We start from the raw sequence: 18,668 nt of genomic DNA, 5'->3' as shown, positions 1-18,668 counted from the left end.
AGTCGCAGCTACAAGTCGGCAATAATATCAACCTAAAACCTAATTCCTGTATTTAAATCACTGCTCTTCTAAATCAAATTCGGTGGTATGGCCGTCGCCGTGGATTAACTGGTACCTTGCTAAATTACCCGCTTCAAGCGTGACTAAACTAATCGCTGAATCGCTTACTAGATACTTTTGCCCTTTGCCTTTAGTTTGGTGTTTGTCTACTTCCATATGCCAGCGTTTGGTAAAAAAGTTTAGTGGGCTTTTGGGGCCGTATAAAATAGAGTCGAGCTTGTCGAGTACATTTATTAGCTTTCGCGGAAACTCATTTTTAATGCCACTTGCAGTCAGTTGCCAAATTCTGTTGGGGTGATCACCAAAACGTTTTTGCACCGAAAAACAAAATGAATAATGTACATCGCCGGATAAAATCAGCGTTTCGTTTGGGGTGTCGGTACGCCTAAAGGTGTTAAGTAACTTTTTGGCTGAGCCTTCGTGCGCCATCCAGTTTTCTACATCAACCATAAGTGGTTGCCCACACATATTAAACACCGCTTGAATTGCCTCTATCGATTTAACCCCAAACACGGGAGCAGGCGATACAATAATTACTTGGTCATGGCTTAATAGGCTTTCTTCAAGCTCTGTGAGGCGTTCCCAATCAAGTAAACCTGAAGGTTCGTTAAAGTTTTGCTCGTTACGCCAACGATGCGTACGGGTATCGAGCACCACCACTTTAGGAATGGTCATTAACTCATAATGCCAATGGCTAAAGTCGTTAAGGTGTTTATCAAACGCTTTAAATTGCCATTGCTTGTCGCCAGCTAAGCAGTCGTTAAAAGGGCTCAGTAACGATCCGGTTTTTTGTAGTGCGTCGTTGCCCATACCCTGAAACAACCAATAGCTCGCTAAGCCATTATTTACAATACGCTTGCTACTGGGGTTTTGATTAATAGCTTGCTCCCAGCCTGCGGTTAGATTCCAATCATCGGTTACATCATGGTCATCAAACATCATTAAGGTAGATACATTGGCAAACAATCGCTCTACCTCTGCTAAACCTTGTGCATAGTCAATTAATGCGGCTTTTTCTGCATTAAATAGCGTTTGATTTTTTTCGTTACCACCTGAGTAACTTAAGTTATTTAGATCAATGTATTGCCATGCTTGGCTACTAAAATTGAGTAAATACAGCGCTACAAACTCTTCAAAATGAATTAGGTGGTTATAAGCTTTAACACTGGAAAAATGCGGTTCGTCCTTTTTTAACCAATAGCCAATACCTAGTTTTGAGCGGTTTTTCCATGAGGTAGTTGGCAGCAAGTAATGGCGACCATACAACTGTTCTGCAATGTCAGCGGGTAAATCTAAATTAAGTGGCTGTTCTTTATAAATACCTAAGTGTTTAATCAGCTGATGTATTGCTAATAACATAGGCCCTGCTACATCGTCGGCGTATACCTGATCGCCCGAAAGCAATAATAATTGTGCCCCCTGCTGTTCATTACTTCGCTGAACGGCTTGCCAATGGCTTGAACTTACTAAGCTGTCTTTTGCAGGATGATGCGCATTGCGACAAGAGCCATGTAATATTTGTGTCAGTTTTTTGGGGATCACAAATTCAGGTAATGGCTGATTGTTAAAGCTAAACGAAGATAAATCAACAGGGCTGTCATCAAAAAATAGTTGGTATGATAATAAGGTATCGCGCGGGAGCTGGCTGTTTATAGGTTTAATTACCACATACTGTAAAAATAAATGCTCCCCTAACCTTATGGTGTCTTGCTCGCTATAACATTCGTGGCTAATTAGCTCTACACGGCAATTTACTGGCTTTGAAGTAGCAAACTGAATACACACTGCGGTTTTTTCTGCTCGGCGCACCATGGGCCCCATAAGTAACAGTGGGTGTTGCACCGAGAGAGTCGTCATGAGGTTAGCCTTTAGCTGCTAATTTAAATAAAGAGTAAAAGTTATCAGTGGTGGCTTTTGCCAACTCGTTAAAGCTAATGCCTTTGAGCTCACTAATGTAATATGCAACGTCTTCAACATACGCTGGCTGATTAGTTTTACCACGATATGGTACTGGCGCTAAGTAAGGCGAGTCGGTTTCAATAAGCAGTCGATCGAGTGGAATTTGTTTTACTACTTCTTTAAGCTCTACCGCATTTTTAAAAGTCACAATGCCTGAAATAGAAATATAAAAGCCCATATCAATGGCTTTTTTGGCCATATCCCAATCTTCAGTGAAACAGTGCAATACTCCACCGCAATTTTCTGCTTTGTGCTCACGCATTAAATTAATGGTATCGGCACGGGCATCACGGGTATGAATAATAAGTGGCTTTTGTAATTCATTAGCTACCTCAATATGGCCAACAAAACTCGCTTGTTGCACTGCATGCGTGTCTTTTGCGTAGTAATAATCGAGCCCAGTTTCGCCAATCGCCACTACTTTGTCGTGTGAGGCTAAATCAATTAATTGCTGTTTGTTGAGTGCGTCTTTTTGATCAAGCGGGTGCACGCCACATGACGCAGACACGTCGTTGTAATGTTTTATTTGCTCTAGCATATTGGGAAACTGATCAAGTGTGACGCTGACACATAAAAAATGTTCTACTTTTTTAGCGCGAGCGTTATCAAGTACTTGGTCTAGGTTTAAATCGAGTTTATCAAAATCAAGACGGTCTAAATGGCAATGAGAATCTACAATCAAAATAAGGCCTGTTTTTACTACATGGTATAAGTTGGATTGCCGGAGTTTAACATAGTCCCCAGCAGTTTTTCGATCTTCGCGTTTAGATTGGTTTTGTCATCTAGAAAGCTAATGCCGATCCCCGGTGGATTTGAGCTCTGAGCGCCTTGTGGAGTGACCCACGTAACCTTTCCGGTAACCACGTCATCTTCTAGCGCATCTGGCAAGGTAACGCGTAAGGCAAGTGAATATCCTGGTTCATAACGCATATTAGTGCGTACAAATAAGCCACCTTTTTTTAAAAAAGGCATGTAACAGCGATATAGTTCGTCAAGGTCGTCTATATCTACTAATAGCTCTTGCATATCTAGTCCTTTTTATTGGTTACGTAATATGTACGCTAGTCGTGATACCGCAAGCGGTAAATTTAGCCCAAGTATTTGTATATTATTCTGTAAAAAATCATTCAGCGCTTGCTGAGCTACTTGGTAAGAGTCAAAACTCATACCATTTAAAAGCTGTTGTTTAAGCTGCTCACTCAAAAATAAAGTGAAAATACGAACAAGCTCAGGCTGTTTATTTATTATATCGACTAACGCATTGAAATTATGGCTTTGTTTAAACTCAGTTGCAAATTTATAAAGCGTATCAATATTTTCTAGCTGATTTTGCTGTTGCCACTGCTTTACTTGTAGTGGTTGGCTATAAAATAACGACAACCACGGATAATTAGGCACATCTAGAGAGCTAAGCCATTGTTGAGCTAATTGATTATTAGTTACTTTAACCTCGGTTTTAGCACAACGGCTTAAAATAGTCGCTGGTAACTGCGCCACTTGGCTGGTAGTCAAAATTAAAAACCGGCTATTACTTGGTTCTTCAAGGGTTTTTAATAACGCATTAGCCGCTGCGGTGGTCATTTTTTCGCAGTTTTGAATAATCGCTACTTTATTGCCATTTTGAGCCGCGGACTGGTGCATAAAATCGCTTATGCCGCGAATATCATCAACACCTATGCTTTGCCCTTCTACTTGGGTAATGCGCTTGTCTGGGTGTGTACCCGCTAAGTTTAATGAACAACTTTTACAGTGCCCACAAGGGCTTAGTACGCTAGTGGGGCTACTTAACTGTGCTTGCGTATTTTGGCATAACAAACTGTTTGCGAGCTGCTCACTTAGTTCAAACTTACCAACGCCAATGGGCCCACACAACAGCTGCGCATGGTGAAAACGCTGCGCTTTATAGCTTTGAGTTAAGCGTTGCTCTACCTCATTAAGCCACGGCAATGCCATATTATTTTAACCCTGAAAAAAATGTGCGTAGTACATTGGTAATATCACGATGTACTTTATCGATGCTTTGGTTGGCATCAACTGTTTTTATGCTGTCATCATCATTTGCAAGCTCAATGTAACGCATACGGGTGCGCTGGAAAAACTCAATGGCTTCTTGCTCAATTCTATCTAGCTCACCCCGGCCTTTTGCACGTTCAAGGCCAATAACAGGGTCAATATCTAGGTAAATGGTTAAATCGGGTTTTAAACCTTTTAACACCATAGACGATAGCGACGCTAACGTGTTTGCACTAATTCCTCGCCCGCCGCCTTGATACGCCTGTGACGATAAATCGTGACGATCAGCCAATACCCACTGGCCTTGTTCAAGCGCTGGGTTGATCACATTATGCATTAGTTGTGAACGCGCGGCATACATAATTAGCAGCTCAGTTTCAAAAGCTATTTCTTCTTGGTGCTCAGCTTTTACTAAAGTACGTAACGATTCAGCCAGTGGGGTTCCACCGGGTTCGCGCACATTGATAAAATCAACATGGTGATGGTTTAAAAAGTCTTGGCACAGGGCAATGGCGGTAGATTTACCCGCGCCCTCTAGGCCTTCTATAACTATAAATTTTGGTTTCATAAACACTAATTCTTTTTATTTAAAATATACTGGTTAACCGCCGCATTATGTTGTTTTAATGTGGTTGAAAACTGATGGCTACCATCACCTTTGGCTACAAAGTAAACATACTCGCTTTTGGGCGGGTTTACCGCCGCTAAAATGGCTTCTTTGGAGGGCATGGCAATCGGTGTGGGCGGTAATCCGTTAATACGATAGGTATTATACGGCGTGTAATTTCTTAGGTCTTTACGTTTGATATCGCCATCAAAGCTTTCGCCTAGCCCATATATTACGGTAGGGTCGGTTTGTAAGCGCATATTGGTATTTAAGCGATTTATAAACGCTGAAGCAATTAACGGGCGCTCACTGGCAAGCGCGGTTTCTTTTTCGATAATAGAAGCCATTATCAGGGCTTCATAGGCGGTATTGTAAGGTAAATCACTTGCCCGTTGCTGCCATGCATCTGCCAATGTTTGCTGCATTTTTTGCGCAGCGCGTTTTAATAAACTACTCGCGCTGTCGTTACTATGATAATGATAAGTATCGGGAAACAACCACCCTTCAAGGTGAGTTTGCTTGCCGATTATTTGCTCGCCAAGCTGTTCGAGTTTTAAATCGTTTTGTAAATGTGGAGCAATTTTTACCGTATTTAATACATCTCTGAGTGCTTGACCTTCAATAATGGTAAAACTAAAACTAATTTGCTCGCCCTGGTTTATTTTTTTTATGTTGTTTATTACGCTATCTGCGCTTAGCTCGTACAAACCTGCTTTTAGGTCAGTCAAGGTCGGGTCGAGTTTAGCTAATATTTGAAACCGCCAGCAATCCTCTAGCCACTGCTGCTGTTGCCATTGGCGACATAACTTATTAAAACCGGTGCCTTTTTCAACTTTAAATTGGGTATTAGTAGCTACCTTTAGTGGCGTTTGAATGGTTGCTTGTAATTGCTGGTAGCCAATCACAGAGCTAAAAAAAGCCAGTAGTAATACTGATAATATAACTTTTAACACTAAGCCTCCTTGGCTAGTAACTCGTTTAGTAATGATTGGCTGTGCACAATATCAAAATAGTGCTCGTCTAGGCTTTTTACGGGCACAATTTTCATTAAGCTGTTACATAAAAATACGGCGTCTGCTTGGGTAAGGTCATCAACGCTGACAGTTTTAAATTCAACGGCTAATTTATCACATAAAGATTGTAGAAAAACACCTTTAATACCGCATTCATCGAGCCTTGGGCTAAATACCTTATTATTTTTTATTGCAAAAATATTAGCCGCTGAGGTTTCAATTACATTGTTGTTGCAATCAAGGACTAACGCATCATCGGTATGCTGAGCTTGCAGGGCATTTTTGATCAGTACTTGTTCAAGCCTATTTAAAGTTTTAAGCCCAGCTAAATGAGGTTGAACGGCCAGCTTAATCGGGCTAATAGATAAACTAATGCCCGTATCTGTTAAGCTGTTGTAATGTTTTGGATAAGGTAAAACACTCACAAAAATATTTAAATTACATTCGCTTGGTGGCGCATAGCCTCGCCCGCCCTCGCCGCGTGTTACCACGATTTTAACAACCGCTTGCGCCTGTGATGCTACTTGCTGAGTAATGTGCGATTCAAGAGCAGTAAACTCAAGCGCCGGAAAAGCTAAACGCTGCGCACATTCAATCAAACGTGCTTTGTGATAAGCCCAATGCTCAACCTGCCCATCAGTAATAATTGCGGTGGTAAAAAAGCCATCGCCATAATTTAAGCCCCTATCATGGGTGCTTATGCTACTGGTTTCGTTTGCTGCTATTATTGTTTGCATATTTTTTTACACATAAAAAAACCCAGTTAAACAACTGGGTTCTTATTGTCGTTCGTTGTTAAAAAAGATTATACCTTTTTAAACAGTAACGAGCCATTAGTACCACCAAACCCAAATGAGTTACACAAAGCGTAATCAAGTTTAGCATCACGTGCTGTATGCGGTACGTAATCTAAATCACAGCCTTCATCAGGATTATCTAAGTTAATTGTTGGCGTCACTTTTTGCTCGGTCAACGACAAAATAGACACTATCGACTCAACAGAGCCTGCCGCTCCAAGTAAGTGACCCATCATAGATTTTGATGAACTTACCATTACATCTTTAGCTGAATCACCAAAAATAGTTTTAACCGCTGACGTTTCAGCTTTGTCACCCGCATGAGTAGACGTACCGTGTGCGTTAATGTAGCCAACTTGCTCAGCATTTACTTGCGCATCGTTTAATGCGTTTTCCATTGCCAGAGCTGCACCTGCGCCATCTTCTGGTGGTGAGGTCATGTGGTAGGCATCACCACTCATGCCAAAACCAACAAGCTCTGCATAAATTTTAGCGCCACGGGCTTTAGCGTGTTCGTATTCTTCAACAACCACCACACCGGCACCATCAGAAAGTACGAAACCATCACGGTCTTTATCCCACGGGCGAGACGCTGCTTGTGGATCGTCATTACGCGTTGAAAGCGCACGTGCGGCGTTAAAGCCACCCATTCCAATTGGCGTACACGCTTTTTCTGCACCACCGGCAACCATAGCATCAGCATCGCCGTAGGCAATCATACGTGCGGCGTGACCAATGTTGTGCAGGCCTGTAGTACATGCCGTTACAATTGAAATATTAGGACCACGGAGGCCATGCATTATCGATAAATGACCCGAGATCATATTAATAATGGTAGACGGTACATAAAACGGCGATAACTTACGTGGGCCGCTGTTTAATAATTTTACGTGGTTTTCTTCAATAAGGGTTAAGCCACCAATGCCTGAACCCACCGCTACACCAATGCGTGATGCGTTTTGTTCAGTAACTTCGAGGCCAGAATCTTGAAAAGCTTGAACACCCGCTGCAATGCCATACTGGATAAATAAATCCATTTTTTTAGCATCTTTTGGTGACATGTAAGCCGATGCATCAAAATCATTGATTAAACCAGCGAAGTGAGTACCAAATTTTGATGTATCAAAGTGGGTAATATTTTGAATACCACTTTTAGCATCTAATAAGCCTTGCCAGGTTGATTGAACATCATTGCCTAGCGGCGTCAACATTCCTAAGCCAGTTACGACGACACGACGTTTAGCCACGGTTTGCCTCCAATAAGGAATTATTATTATACCAATTAACTTAGCTCAGTTTATTTAAGCGTTAACGCTGTTGCTAGTTATGTTATTAGTATTGGGGATGATCATACCCAAGCTACCTCAAAGTGCGAGTCTCAAACCATTAACCAACGCTAAGCAATAACAATTTAATTGCTGATGATGAGTGAGGGTTTGGAATTGAATCATGGACTTTGAGGTGGTTTGGATATAAAGATTAAAGGCAGCGAATGCTGCCCTTAATTTGCGATTAATTACTCAGCGTGAGCTGTAACGTAATCGATTGCAGATTGTACTGTAGTGATCTTTTCAGCTTCTTCATCTGGGATCTCAGTATCGAACTCTTCTTCAAGAGCCATTACTAATTCAACAGTATCAAGAGAGTCTGCACCTAGGTCATCAACGAATGAAGCTTCGTTTTTAACTTCTTCTTCTTTAACACCTAGCTGTTCGATGATAATTTTCTTTACGCGTTCTTGGATATCGCTCATTCTTCTTTCCTTTATTAAAAACGCCAATGCGTTATTTTCAGATTGCGGCGTAGTTTACGTCCGATAATTCTCTGATTCAATCTTTTGACCATAAATAATTTGCTGGTCAAACCTCTTGAGTGTTTATTTTATCTTTTATCGCTTATTTTCACAGCGATTTCAAGTATGTTTAAAGCAAGTTTACGAAAAATTCAATATTTTTTAGCAAACCCGCATACAATTTGTAGTTTATTTAATTCGCATTGCGAACTTAAACCATGTACATCGCACCATTTACATGCAAAGTTTCACCTGATACATACGCAGCGGCGTCAGATGCTAAATAACATACTGCAGCTGCAATCTCATCTGGCTGACCTAAACGACCCGCAGGTACGTTTGCAAGCGTTGCTGCTTTTTGCTCATCTGTCAAATCATCGGTCATGTCCGTTTGAATAAAACCAGGTGCAACCACATTTACAGTAATTCCACGAGAGGCTACCTCACGCGCTAGTGATTTAGAAAAGCCGATAACACCCGCTTTAGCGGCTGCATAGTTGGCTTGACCCGCATTACCCATAGTTCCCACTACTGAGCCGATATTGATGATACGGCCGTTCTTTTTCTTCATCATTGGGCGAAGTACGGCTTTAGATAAACGGAAGATAGAACTTAAGTTGGTATCGATAATATCGTCCCACTCATTTTCTTTCATGCGCATTAATAAGTTATCGCGCGTAATACCTGCATTATTTACTAATACATCAATATCACCTAAATCGGCTTTAATTGCCGCTAATGTCGCCTCAATCGATGCAGAATCAGTTACGTTTAACGCATAGCCCTTACCGTTATTACCTAAGTAGTCACTAATTTTAGCTGCACCCGACTCGCTTGTTGCTGTGCCCGCTACTTTTGCACCTTGTGCTACTAATGTGTTTGCAATGGCCTTACCAATACCACGGCTAGCGCCAGTGATCAGGACAACTTTGCCCTCTAAAGAAAATAAATTACTCATTTTATATACTCTTATTTAGCTGAATCGATTGATGCAAGGTCGTTAACTGAACCACACACCATCGCTTTATCAATACGTTTTGCAAGCCCGGTTAGTACTTTACCAGGACCAAATTCATAACTTTGCGTTACACCTTGTGCAACCAGTGCTTGTACCGTTTCGGTCCAGCGTACAGGGCTATATAGCTGGCGTACTAATGCCTCTTTAATTGCATCAGCTGAACCTTCTGCTTTTACATCAACATTATTGATTACATCACACTTAGGTGTATTAAATGTTAAAGCAGCTAAATCGGTGGCTAATTTCTCAGCAGCTGGTTTCATTAGTTCACAATGTGACGGTACGCTTACCGATAATGGCAATGCACGTTTTGCTCCGGCTTCTTTACAAGCAACAGAGGCTCTATCAACTGCATCTTTATGACCGGCAATAACCACTTGCCCTGGCGAGTTATAGTTTACTGGAGAAACCACTTCACCTTGTGCCGCTGCTGCACAAGCGGCTTTAATTTCATCGTCGCCTAAACCAATGATTGCGGCCATAGAACCTACACCAGCAGGTACGGCTTCTTGCATGTAAAAACCGCGATTTTCAACCAGTTTTACGGCTTCGCTTAAACTGATCACATCGCTACATACTAAAGCTGAATACTCACCCAAGCTGTGACCTGCCATAACGACGTCTGCATCTGGGTTTGCAGCTAACCAATGACGATAAATAGCCACGCTTGCAGTTAATAGTGCAGGCTGAGTACGGTGTGTTTGATTTAGTTTTTCTTCTGGACCGTTAAGTACAAGGTCTGCTAGGTCGTAACCAAGTGCGGTTGAAGCTTCTGCAAATGTAGCTTTTACTATGTCAGAACTCGCTAGTAGCTCTTGTAACATACCCACAGTTTGCGAGCCTTGACCTGGAAAAAGAAGTGCAATTTTTTGTGCCATAATTTGCTCTTTTAATTAAACAAAATAAATAATGTATAACACGGCACGTTAACTGTTATTCAACCGCCGTGTCTTTAGAATGTGTTTTTTCGAAAATAGCAGCTATTTTATCTGGAAGTTGACGTTCTACTTCTTTCACTGCTTCGTCGATTGCGGCATGAAATGCTTTAGCTGAGGCATTTCCATGGCTTTTAACAACAATACCGCGCAATCCTACCAGAGAAGCGCCGTTATACTGGTCGGGGTTCACTCTTTTATAGAGTTTTTTTATGATTGGCGCCAACATAAACGCCATACACTTGTAAACGACGTGCTTTTCAAGGGCACGGGTAAACTTTTTCATGATAAGTTTAGCAATGCCTTCACAGGTTTTGAGTGCAACATTGCCAACAAAACCTTCACAGACAATAACATCGGCCTTGCCAGAAAAAATATCGCCGCCTTCACTGTAACCAATATAATTAATCAGCTCGCTTTGTTGCATTAATTGTGCGGCTTGCTTAATTTCTTCGTGGCCTTTTATATCTTCAGCACCAATATTCAATAAACTCACTTTAGGGTTATCGCAGCCAAGTGCTTGACCTGCAACCACAGAGCCCATAATGCCAAACTGATACAACATTTGTGCATCACAATGCACGTTGGCGCCTAAATCGAGTAAGTAAACGGGGTTTTTACGTTCAGTAGGTACAGCAGAGATAAGTGCGGGACGTTTCACCCCTGGAAGCATTTTTAATACGTAATGCGCCATAAAAAATAGCGCCCCTGTATTGCCAGAGCTAACACAGGCTTGCGCTTCACCCGATTTAACTAAATCAAGGGCAACTCGCATGGAGGAATCTTTTTTTGAGCGTACAGCAACAGCGGGTTCGCAGGCATTGGTAACAACGTCGTTACAATGGCGAATAATTAATCTAGGATGAGAAAGTGAATCGAGTGATTCTAATTGTTTAGCTATTACTTGCTCGTTGCCACATAAAATGAGTTTTAAGTTGGCATTAGCATTTACCGCACGAACGGCTGCGGGGATAGATGAACGGGGGCCATAATCGCCCCCCATCATATCTAACGCTATGGTTAGATTAGTCAGCATATAAGCAATCTCTTAGTTAGAAATTACTTGAACGCCTTTGTAGTAACCATCTGCAGTCACATGGTGACGACGATGAGTCTCACCAGATGTTTGGTCTACAGTTAAAGTTGGACCACTGATCGCATCGTGTGAACGGCGCATGCCGCGTCTTGCACGAGACTTTTTGCTTTTTTGTACAGCCATAGTCTTCTCCTAAGAATCTTTCTTAAGTTGTTTCAAAATATCAAATGGATTTGGTTTATCATCTTCCGCCTTTAAAACACCAAAGCTGGCAGGCTCTGCTGTATAACTGCATGAAGCTTCGTTGTGGGTAGGCACTAATGGCACTGCTAAAATAAGTTCGTCTTCGATTAACTCAAATACGTCTATTTCACCATTTTCATCAAGTGCTACTTCGTCGTAGCTTTCTGGAAGATCATCTGACTCTGCATCCAAACCGACTGGCGAATACACAAAGTCTTGATCCAAATCCAACCCTAAATCACCATTACAACGTTGACAAGTGACAGTTACGTGTGTGGACAAATTGCCACTAATCACAACTAAACCTTGCTCATCGTTTTTGCAATGAATTTTTACCGCTATTTCACCTACTTCTTCCTGGATAACCCCTCGTAAACGAGGAAGTTTCTCAAGCGGTACAACGCCGTCATACTTTAAACGATGCTGAGCTGCTTTGCCCGGATGAAGGGTGATGGGAATTTTCACCTTTTGCATAGGGGCTGCATCATATAGATAGTTAGTAAGTTAGTCAAAGTAAAAAACCAATTTTACGTTGTTTTTCACGTGTTTTACTCACGGATCTGATTTATCCTAACTCAATCTGATTTACGCTAGGAAAACATGCCATGAAGCACCCCCTTATATTAGCCTCAAGCTCGCCATTTAGGCAGTCTTTATTACAAAAATTTAATCTGCCGTTTGAAACGTTTTCGCCAGATGTTGACGAAACGCCGCATAAAAACGAAACACCAAGCACGCTTGTTAAGCGCCTCAGTGAATTAAAAGCGGCTGCAGCCATCGATCATTTTGACCAAGGCCTCGCGATTGGCTCAGATCAAGTTGCTGTATTTAATCAGCAAATACTAGGTAAGCCGCACAATAAAAAAAACGCAATAAAGCAATTGAGCTTATTTAGCGGGCAAGCGGTCACTTTTTTAACTGGCTTATGTGTGTACGATATTCATACTAAACAAAGCAAAACTATTGTTGAGCCCTTTAATGTGACCTTTAAAACGTTAACAACGGCGCAAATAAGTGCTTATTGCGATGCAGAGCAACCTTATAACTGTGCAGGTAGTTTTAAAAGTGAAGGCTTGGGTATTTGTTTATTTGAAAAGCTCAGTGGTGATGATCCAAATAGTTTAATTGGTTTACCACTCATTAAACTCAGCCAATTACTGGCTGAGTTTGGTGTTGATGTATTAGCAGCGCAAACTAACTGATTAGCCGAGTAATATATTTTGCAACTGCTGATAGTTGTCAGCGGTTGCAATCGGGGTTAACTCGTTTAATTGCGCTGCGTCGTGCACGCCCATGGTTACCCCTATTCTATCCATACCTGCGGCTTTTGCCATTGCCATATCTATTTGCGTGTCGCCTATCATTAGCGCTTCATCAACACTTACCCCTAGCTCTTCAAGCAATTGATAAAGCATATCGGGAGCGGGTTTTGATTTAGCGTCGTCACTGGTTCGCGTAGCACTAAAAAAGTGACGCAACTGGCTTTCATCTAGAAGGCGTTCCAGTCCTACTCGGCTTTTACCTGTGGCAACCGCCAATATTATGCCTTGATTTTTTAACTCAGTGAGTACCTGTGCAACGTGATCAAACACCGGTGTTGGGGTGGTATCAAGTGCATATTGCTGTTTATAACCTGCAATAAGCGTTTCGTGATGTTCGCTGTAGTTAGGAAACAAGGTTGCGATTGCGTTTTCAAGCGATAAACCAATAATATTTTTACTAGCGGTATCGCTTGGCGGCTCAATATTATGTGATTGGGCACTTTTGCGAATGCAATTAACGATTTTGCTAATTGAATCCATAATGGTGCCATCCCAATCAAAAATCACCAGCTTGTAATGTTTTATTGAGGTTACGATCACGCCTTTGCTGCTCTAAGTTTTACTAAACAGCTTGATAGTGCTTTATCCAGCGGTGCTTCTACTCGCATAGTGGTTTCGTTTTTAGGATGGTAAAAGCTTAAATCATGCGCGTGTAGAAATAAGCGGTTTAAACCGCGTTTACGCATTGACTCATCAAATCCTTGGTCGCCGTACTTATCATCACAAGCAATAGCATGGCCTTGACACTGAGTATGCACACGAATTTGGTGAGTACGACCGGTTACAGGGGATGCTTGTACTAATGAGCAATCGTTAAAACGTTCAAGCACTTTAAAACGGGTATGCGACGGTTTGCCCTCGGTATTATCAACACGTACTACGCGCTCACCCGATTTTAGGGTATTTTTACGCAAACCTTCCGTTACATTTTTTGTTTTAGAGTCCCATTGGCCTTCTACCAATGCCCAGTAATTTTTTTCCATGGTTTTTTCGCGTAATTGCTCATGCAAAGCGGTCAGCACTGAGCGGCGCTTAGCAATGAGTAAACAACCTGAGGTATCGCGGTCTAAACGATGCACAAGCTCTAGGCTACGCTCTTCTGGGCGTAAAACACGTAATGCTTCAATAAGCCCGTAGCTTAAGCCACTTCCGCCATGCACAGCCATGCCTGATGGCTTGTTAATAACAATCAGGTATTTATCTTCAAATAATATATCGTCTTCGAGGCGCGTTACTTTATCGAGTTTTGATGGTACAAACTCTTCACGCTCTGACACTCTAATTGGCGGTATACGAATAACGTCGTCTAGCTGCAATTTATACACAGGTTTGATGCGTTTTTTATTAACACGCACCTCACCTTTACGAAGAATTTTATAAATTGCGCTTTTAGGCACCCCTTTTAAATGGGTAATAAGAAAGTTATCAATACGCTGACCTAGGTGGTCTTCGTTGATCGTGACAAAAGATACTTGTAAGCCGGTTTTTTCTGACATTGCCTAATCACTGATTTAAGTAAAATAATTTAGTTGCTAACACGGTTATAATAGTGGGATAATAAGCAGCGCAAATATTTAGTATTTGCAAATAACAACGGTGCTTTTTAACACAACAAAACATTCGTGATGCACATTCTGGGTAACCGATCATACAGATCCGAGTTAAGTTTTCCAAAGCTTTTATACATACCCAGTCAACACGTGCGCACAACTAACGGCAATGCGCGTAATATATTGCTGGTTAAGTTTGAACATGAATTGATTTTTAATGTGATAGTAAAAGCAATGAACAGATAATTTGTCTGATAGTGACGGCGTAAAAAACACGCCGTTCAGAATTCGCTCAAATATTGTAGTAGTACCGTACAGCAGCTTATTTAGAACTAAAAAAATCTAATAAATAAGCGTTCATTAACATCGGTAGCGATTTTTGCTCATAAAATAGATAACGGTAGTTTTAAAAGCGAAACTATGGTTTGAACCTAAAGAGCCCTACGCACCTAATATGAATGCATTTAATAAGATTGATATGACAGGCCAACTTCTGGATAAAATGAGTATTGAGCTAAACAGCCGACACATTTGAATCCCTTTAGAATTTAATAGCGTGATAACACCCTATTGTTTGCCGGCATTTAAAATACTGCGTACCAAAATACAGAGCCGTTCCGTTAAAGACCCAGTCGTGAGGCTGCACATTCTAAAAATAGGAACACCTGAACAGGCGAGAAAAACATCGTCATGTCAGCGACACAAACTAGTAGAGTAACATTATGAAACGTATGCTAATCAATGCAACGCAGCAAGAAGAAATGCGCGTAGCACTGGTTGACGGCCAGCGCCTATATGATTTAGATATAGAAAGCCCAGGTCACGAACAGAAAAAAGCCAATATTTATAAAGGCAAAATCACACGTATTGAACCATCTTTAGAAGCGGCATTTGTTGACTACGGTGCTGATCGTCATGGTTTCCTTCCATTAAAAGAAATTGCTCGTACTTACTTCCCGCAAGGTTACACCTTCCATGGTCGTCCGAATATTCGCGACGTGATCAAAGAAGGTCAAGAAGTAATAGTACAAGTTGATAAAGAAGAGCGCGGCCAAAAAGGTGCAGCATTAACTACCTTTATCAGTGTTGCCGGCAGCTACTTAGTGCTTATGCCTAACAACCCTCGTGCTGGCGGTATTTCTCGCCGTATCGAAGGTGATGAGCGTACTGAACTTAAAGAGTCGCTAAGCCGCCTAGAACTACCTAAAGGTATGGGCTTAATTGTACGTACTGCGGGTGTTGGTAAATCGTTTGAAGAACTAAACTACGATTTAAAAGCATTATTAGTTCACTGGGAAGCCATTCAACAAGCGGCAGACAGTGCTAAAGCACCATTCTTAATTCACCAAGAAAGTAACGTGATTTTCCGCGCTATTCGCGACTATTTACGTCGTGACATTGGTGAAATTTTAATTGATAAGCCACGTGTTTTTGAAGAAGCTAAAGCGCACATTGAGCGTTTTCGTCCTGACTTTATGAGCCGCGTTAAGCTTTATCAAGGTGACACACCATTATTTACGCATTACCAAATTGAAAGCCAAATTGAGTCTGCGTTCCAACGTGAAGTGCGTTTACCGTCAGGCGGTTCAATTGTTATTGACCCTACTGAAGCACTTACCTCTATTGATATCAACTCGTCTAAAGCAACAAAAGGCGGTGATATTGAAGAAACAGCACTTAACACCAACCTAGAAGCAGCGGATGAAATTGCACGTCAACTTCGTTTACGTGACTTGGGTGGTTTAATTGTTATCGACTTTATTGATATGACACCTCCACGTCATCAACGTGAAGTAGAAAACCGCTTAAAAGATGCTGCTCGCCCAGATCGTGCCCGTGTACAAATTGGCAAAATTTCGCGCTTTGGTTTACTTGAAATGTCGCGTCAGCGATTACGCCCTTCACTAGGTGAAGCAAGCCAAGGTGTTTGTCCACGTTGTAGTGGTCAAGGTACTATTCGTTCAAACGAGTCAATTGCACTATCAATTTTACGCTTGATTGAAGAAGAAGCGATTAAAGACAACACTGCACAAGTAAACGCACAAGTGCCTGTTGCCGTTGCCGCTTATTTATTAAATGAGCAGCGTCGTAGCGTTCACCGCATTGAAAAGCATCATAAATGTGATGTAGTGATTATTCCTAATCAACACATGGAAACACCACATTACGAAGTTATGCGTTTACGTAAAGACGAAACACTTGAAACAGTAAGTTATGAGCAAGTTGTTGCGCCTGAGCCTGAAGCATTTGAAATGTCTAAATCGCCAGCAGCACCTGTACGTGAAGAGCCGAAGCTTAAAGGTGTCGTTGTGCCTTCTAGCCCTGCTCCACAAGCAGCAGCAAAAGCAGCGCCGGTAGTAGAAGCAAAAGCTGAAATTGGCTTATTTACTGCACTTGGAAAATGGATTAAGTCGTTATTTGCAAGTGAAAGTGAGCAAACAACACAAGAGTCTACAGATAAGAAATCTCAAGAGCGTACCAATAACAACCGTGGCAATGATAATCGTCGTCGAAACAACAACCAACGTCGTCGCAATAATAACCCACGTAATAAACCACGCAACGAACGTAATACAGATTCTGAAACTAAAAATGAGTCAGCACCTGTAAATGATACGCAAGAAAAGAATGAAAACCGCAATAAGCGCCGTCGTAATTCAAATACGCGTAAACGTCCTGAGCATAAAACAGAAGATAAAACGCAAGTAAAAGCAGAGGCAACTCAAAAAGCTGATACTGCACCTAAATCTGATAAGAATGCTGAGCCAAAAGAGCAAAAGCCTAAAGTACGTCGTCAACGTCGTAATTTACGCAAAAAAGTTCGCGTACAAGACGAAAGTGCTGAGCAAGTTCAAACAATAGAACAACCTGTTGAGCAACCTGTGGTGAAAGAAGAAAAGCCACAAGTGAAAGAGCAAGCACCTGTTGTTGAAAAGCAAACGCCTGTATCAGATGAAAAAGCACCTGCACCTGCTAAAGAACAAGCAGAAGCTGTTGTTGATTCAAACGATAACGCAGTATCACAAGATGAAGAACAAGAGCAAACACGCACTCGTTCACGTCGTTCACCACGTCATCTTCGTGCATCAGGTCAGCGTCGTCGTCGCCCTGAGGGTGAAAACGCGCAAGAAAAGTCTGATGAAGCGCCTGCGTTTGTACCCGTTGCTGATCAAGCTGCAGCTGAATATGAAGCAGAGCTAAAAGCAAAAGCACATAAAACGGCCGTTGATGCCTCTGATGCAGTTGAGCAAAACATTGTTGAAGAAGAATTAGCGAAAACTGAAGAGCCAGTAAAAACTGAAGAACCAGTAAAAACTGAAGAACCAGTAAAAACTGAAGAACCAGTAAAAACTGAAGAACCAGTAAAAACTGAAGAACCAGTGAAAGCTGAAGAACCAGTGAAAGCTGAAGAACCATTGAAAACTGAAGAACCAGTGAAAGCTGAAGAACCAGTGAAAGCTGAAGAGCCAGTGAAAACTGAAGAACCAGTAAAAACTGAAGAACCAGTGAAAACTGAAGAACCAGTGAAAGCTGAAGAACCAGTGAAAGCTGAAGAACCAGTGAAAACTGAGGAACCAGTAAAAACTGAAGAACCAGTAAAAACTGAAGAAGTCGCTGTTGAAGCAGAAACCGCACCGGTTAGTGCTACTGAAACACCTGTAGAAGCTAAAGAAGCGCCTTTAGTTGAAAGTCAGCCTGAGAAAGTGTCGCAAGCTAGCTCAGCTAATGTAAACGCTAAAACAGTGATTACAGCTGGACATGCAAGTGCGCCAATGGCACAGCCAACACCTGTAGCTGATAGCGAAATCAAGCATACATCAGTTGCAATGGCACATGACAAACGTGAGTTAATCCCTGACAGTGGCCTTCGCCCTGGCTCAGTAAAACCTGCAGGTCGTGCTAGCTCAGCAATGACTAAAACACTTAATGCTGAATAAGCACTAAGTTTAGTTAAAAGCTAAAAAAACCGCGTTAATTGATTTTAACGCGGTTTTTTTATTGCTTGGAATTTATGTAACTGGCAACGGGGTTCGGACTGCGAGGAGTGGGTTAAAGGTTAAAGGTTAAAGGTTAAAGGTTAAAGGTTAAAGGTTAAAACATTTGAAGCTTCGCTTCACACGTGAGCAAGCTCTACGTCTACCAGTTATCTGCTAATACCTGTTTTATCTTCTCATTTAATCCTCATTCTCTTCTCTTAGTGCAATTAGATCTTAAGAAAATTGTTCACAAAGAGGGCTAAGAGACGCTGCGCTTTTAGAGGGTAAAATTATAATCGAAAGTTAGCGGGGCGGGCTGCGGGGTTAGGGTTACGAGCCTGAGCCC

At 41.7% G+C, this 18,668-nt stretch carries 18 protein-coding genes; 2 read left to right on the top strand and 16 right to left on the bottom strand.

Annotated features, from left to right (window positions below; all coding sequences use genetic code 11):
* Window positions 1-57: 57 nt before the first annotated feature.
* The 14 genes from AN392_RS03125 to yceD form a co-directional block, all read right to left on the bottom strand.
* The gene (locus AN392_RS03125) at window positions 58-1,917 is read right to left on the bottom strand and encodes an alkaline phosphatase D family protein (RefSeq protein WP_055011795.1); all 1,860 of its coding nucleotides are present in this window, start codon (window positions 1,915-1,917) and stop codon (window positions 58-60) included.
* 4 nt (window positions 1,918-1,921) lie between these two features.
* Window positions 1,922-2,701 (bottom strand): TatD family hydrolase, encoded by a 780-nt coding sequence (locus AN392_RS03120; protein ID WP_024601403.1) that lies wholly within the window; start codon window positions 2,699-2,701, stop codon window positions 1,922-1,924.
* A gap of 17 nt (window positions 2,702-2,718) precedes the next feature.
* Window positions 2,719-3,045 (bottom strand): PilZ domain-containing protein, encoded by a 327-nt coding sequence (locus AN392_RS03115; protein WP_010389644.1) that lies wholly within the window; start codon window positions 3,043-3,045, stop codon window positions 2,719-2,721.
* Between the two features lie 12 nt (window positions 3,046-3,057).
* The gene (locus AN392_RS03110) at window positions 3,058-3,972 is read right to left on the bottom strand and encodes a DNA polymerase III subunit (RefSeq protein WP_055011794.1); all 915 of its coding nucleotides are present in this window, start codon (window positions 3,970-3,972) and stop codon (window positions 3,058-3,060) included.
* A 1-nt stretch (window position 3,973) separates the two neighbouring features.
* The gene (tmk, locus tag AN392_RS03105) at window positions 3,974-4,600 is read right to left on the bottom strand and encodes a dTMP kinase (protein WP_010389641.1); all 627 of its coding nucleotides are present in this window, start codon (window positions 4,598-4,600) and stop codon (window positions 3,974-3,976) included.
* A gap of 5 nt (window positions 4,601-4,605) precedes the next feature.
* A complete protein-coding gene (mltG, locus tag AN392_RS03100) occupies window positions 4,606-5,592 on the bottom strand; it encodes an endolytic transglycosylase MltG (RefSeq protein WP_055011793.1) in 987 nt (328 codons plus the stop codon).
* Entirely contained in the window at window positions 5,592-6,389 is a 798-nt protein-coding gene (pabC, locus tag AN392_RS03095) for an aminodeoxychorismate lyase (protein WP_055011792.1), read from the bottom strand. The genes mltG and pabC overlap by 1 nt, the downstream gene beginning before the upstream one ends.
* Before the next feature lie 68 nt (window positions 6,390-6,457).
* Window positions 6,458-7,696, bottom strand: a complete 1,239-nt coding sequence (fabF, locus tag AN392_RS03090; protein WP_054200708.1) for a beta-ketoacyl-ACP synthase II — start codon at window positions 7,694-7,696, stop codon at window positions 6,458-6,460.
* Window positions 7,697-7,965: 269 nt separating this feature from the next.
* Entirely contained in the window at window positions 7,966-8,202 is a 237-nt protein-coding gene (gene acpP / locus AN392_RS03085; protein ID WP_008109873.1) for an acyl carrier protein, read from the bottom strand.
* A gap of 250 nt (window positions 8,203-8,452) precedes the next feature.
* Window positions 8,453-9,199: a 3-oxoacyl-ACP reductase FabG gene (gene fabG, locus AN392_RS03080; protein WP_055011791.1), complete on the bottom strand. Its 747-nt coding sequence runs from the start codon at window positions 9,197-9,199 to the stop codon at window positions 8,453-8,455.
* 11 nt (window positions 9,200-9,210) lie between these two features.
* A complete protein-coding gene (gene fabD, locus AN392_RS03075) occupies window positions 9,211-10,137 on the bottom strand; it encodes an ACP S-malonyltransferase (protein WP_055011790.1) in 927 nt (308 codons plus the stop codon).
* 55 nt (window positions 10,138-10,192) lie between these two features.
* A complete protein-coding gene (plsX, locus tag AN392_RS03070) occupies window positions 10,193-11,230 on the bottom strand; it encodes a phosphate acyltransferase PlsX (protein ID WP_055011789.1) in 1,038 nt (345 codons plus the stop codon).
* Window positions 11,231-11,242: 12 nt separating this feature from the next.
* On the bottom strand, window positions 11,243-11,413 hold the full coding sequence (gene rpmF / locus AN392_RS03065; protein WP_008109865.1) for a 50S ribosomal protein L32: 171 nt from the start codon (window positions 11,411-11,413) through the stop codon (window positions 11,243-11,245).
* A 9-nt stretch (window positions 11,414-11,422) separates the two neighbouring features.
* Complete coding sequence (yceD, locus tag AN392_RS03060) at window positions 11,423-11,947, bottom strand: 23S rRNA accumulation protein YceD (protein ID WP_008109862.1); 525 nt, start codon at window positions 11,945-11,947, stop codon at window positions 11,423-11,425.
* Between the two features lie 131 nt (window positions 11,948-12,078).
* On the opposite strand from yceD, the gene AN392_RS03055 reads away from it, so the two are divergent.
* Window positions 12,079-12,675: a nucleoside triphosphate pyrophosphatase gene (locus tag AN392_RS03055; protein ID WP_055011788.1), complete on the top strand. Its 597-nt coding sequence runs from the start codon at window positions 12,079-12,081 to the stop codon at window positions 12,673-12,675.
* On the opposite strand, the gene AN392_RS03050 is transcribed toward AN392_RS03055, so the two are convergent.
* Window positions 12,676-13,335, bottom strand: a complete 660-nt coding sequence (locus AN392_RS03050) for an HAD-IA family hydrolase (RefSeq protein WP_055011787.1) — start codon at window positions 13,333-13,335, stop codon at window positions 12,676-12,678.
* Window positions 13,332-14,291 carry a 23S rRNA pseudouridine(955/2504/2580) synthase RluC gene (gene rluC, locus AN392_RS03045; RefSeq protein WP_008109857.1) on the bottom strand — a complete coding sequence of 320 codons (960 nt, stop codon included), beginning with the start codon at window positions 14,289-14,291 and terminating at the stop codon, window positions 13,332-13,334. The genes AN392_RS03050 and rluC overlap by 4 nt, the downstream gene beginning before the upstream one ends.
* Before the next feature lie 776 nt (window positions 14,292-15,067).
* Here rluC and rne point away from each other — a divergent pair.
* On the top strand, window positions 15,068-18,283 hold the full coding sequence (gene rne, locus AN392_RS03040; protein ID WP_055011786.1) for a ribonuclease E: 3,216 nt from the start codon (window positions 15,068-15,070) through the stop codon (window positions 18,281-18,283).
* Window positions 18,284-18,668 lie beyond the last annotated feature (385 nt).

It is taken from the genome of Pseudoalteromonas sp. P1-16-1b (genome assembly GCF_001401785.1).
GTDB lineage: Bacteria > Pseudomonadota > Gammaproteobacteria > Enterobacterales > Alteromonadaceae > Pseudoalteromonas > Pseudoalteromonas undina.
This window is presented reverse-complemented; position numbering and strand designations above follow the sequence as displayed.

What these genes read in the sequence shown, in the direction of transcription:
- fabG (WP_055011791.1), bottom strand. Translation starts at nt 9,199, where the DNA reads ATGAGTAATTTATTTTCTTTAGAGGGCAAAGTTGTCCTGATCACTGGC.
- tmk (WP_010389641.1), bottom strand. Translation starts at nt 4,600, where the DNA reads ATGAAACCAAAATTTATAGTTATAGAAGGCCTAGAGGGCGCGGGTAAA.
- AN392_RS03115 (WP_010389644.1), bottom strand. Translation starts at nt 3,045, where the DNA reads ATGCAAGAGCTATTAGTAGATATAGACGACCTTGACGAACTATATCGC.
- acpP (WP_008109873.1), bottom strand. Translation starts at nt 8,202, where the DNA reads ATGAGCGATATCCAAGAACGCGTAAAGAAAATTATCATCGAACAGCTA.
- rluC (WP_008109857.1), bottom strand. Translation starts at nt 14,291, where the DNA reads ATGTCAGAAAAAACCGGCTTACAAGTATCTTTTGTCACGATCAACGAA.
- AN392_RS03125 (WP_055011795.1), bottom strand. Translation starts at nt 1,917, where the DNA reads ATGACGACTCTCTCGGTGCAACACCCACTGTTACTTATGGGGCCCATG.
- fabD (WP_055011790.1), bottom strand. Translation starts at nt 10,137, where the DNA reads ATGGCACAAAAAATTGCACTTCTTTTTCCAGGTCAAGGCTCGCAAACT.
- AN392_RS03055 (WP_055011788.1), top strand. Translation starts at nt 12,079, where the DNA reads ATGAAGCACCCCCTTATATTAGCCTCAAGCTCGCCATTTAGGCAGTCT.
- pabC (WP_055011792.1), bottom strand. Translation starts at nt 6,389, where the DNA reads ATGCAAACAATAATAGCAGCAAACGAAACCAGTAGCATAAGCACCCAT.
- rpmF (WP_008109865.1), bottom strand. Translation starts at nt 11,413, where the DNA reads ATGGCTGTACAAAAAAGCAAAAAGTCTCGTGCAAGACGCGGCATGCGC.
- yceD (WP_008109862.1), bottom strand. Translation starts at nt 11,947, where the DNA reads ATGCAAAAGGTGAAAATTCCCATCACCCTTCATCCGGGCAAAGCAGCT.
- AN392_RS03110 (WP_055011794.1), bottom strand. Translation starts at nt 3,972, where the DNA reads ATGGCATTGCCGTGGCTTAATGAGGTAGAGCAACGCTTAACTCAAAGC.
- rne (WP_055011786.1), top strand. Translation starts at nt 15,068, where the DNA reads ATGAAACGTATGCTAATCAATGCAACGCAGCAAGAAGAAATGCGCGTA.
- plsX (WP_055011789.1), bottom strand. Translation starts at nt 11,230, where the DNA reads ATGCTGACTAATCTAACCATAGCGTTAGATATGATGGGGGGCGATTAT.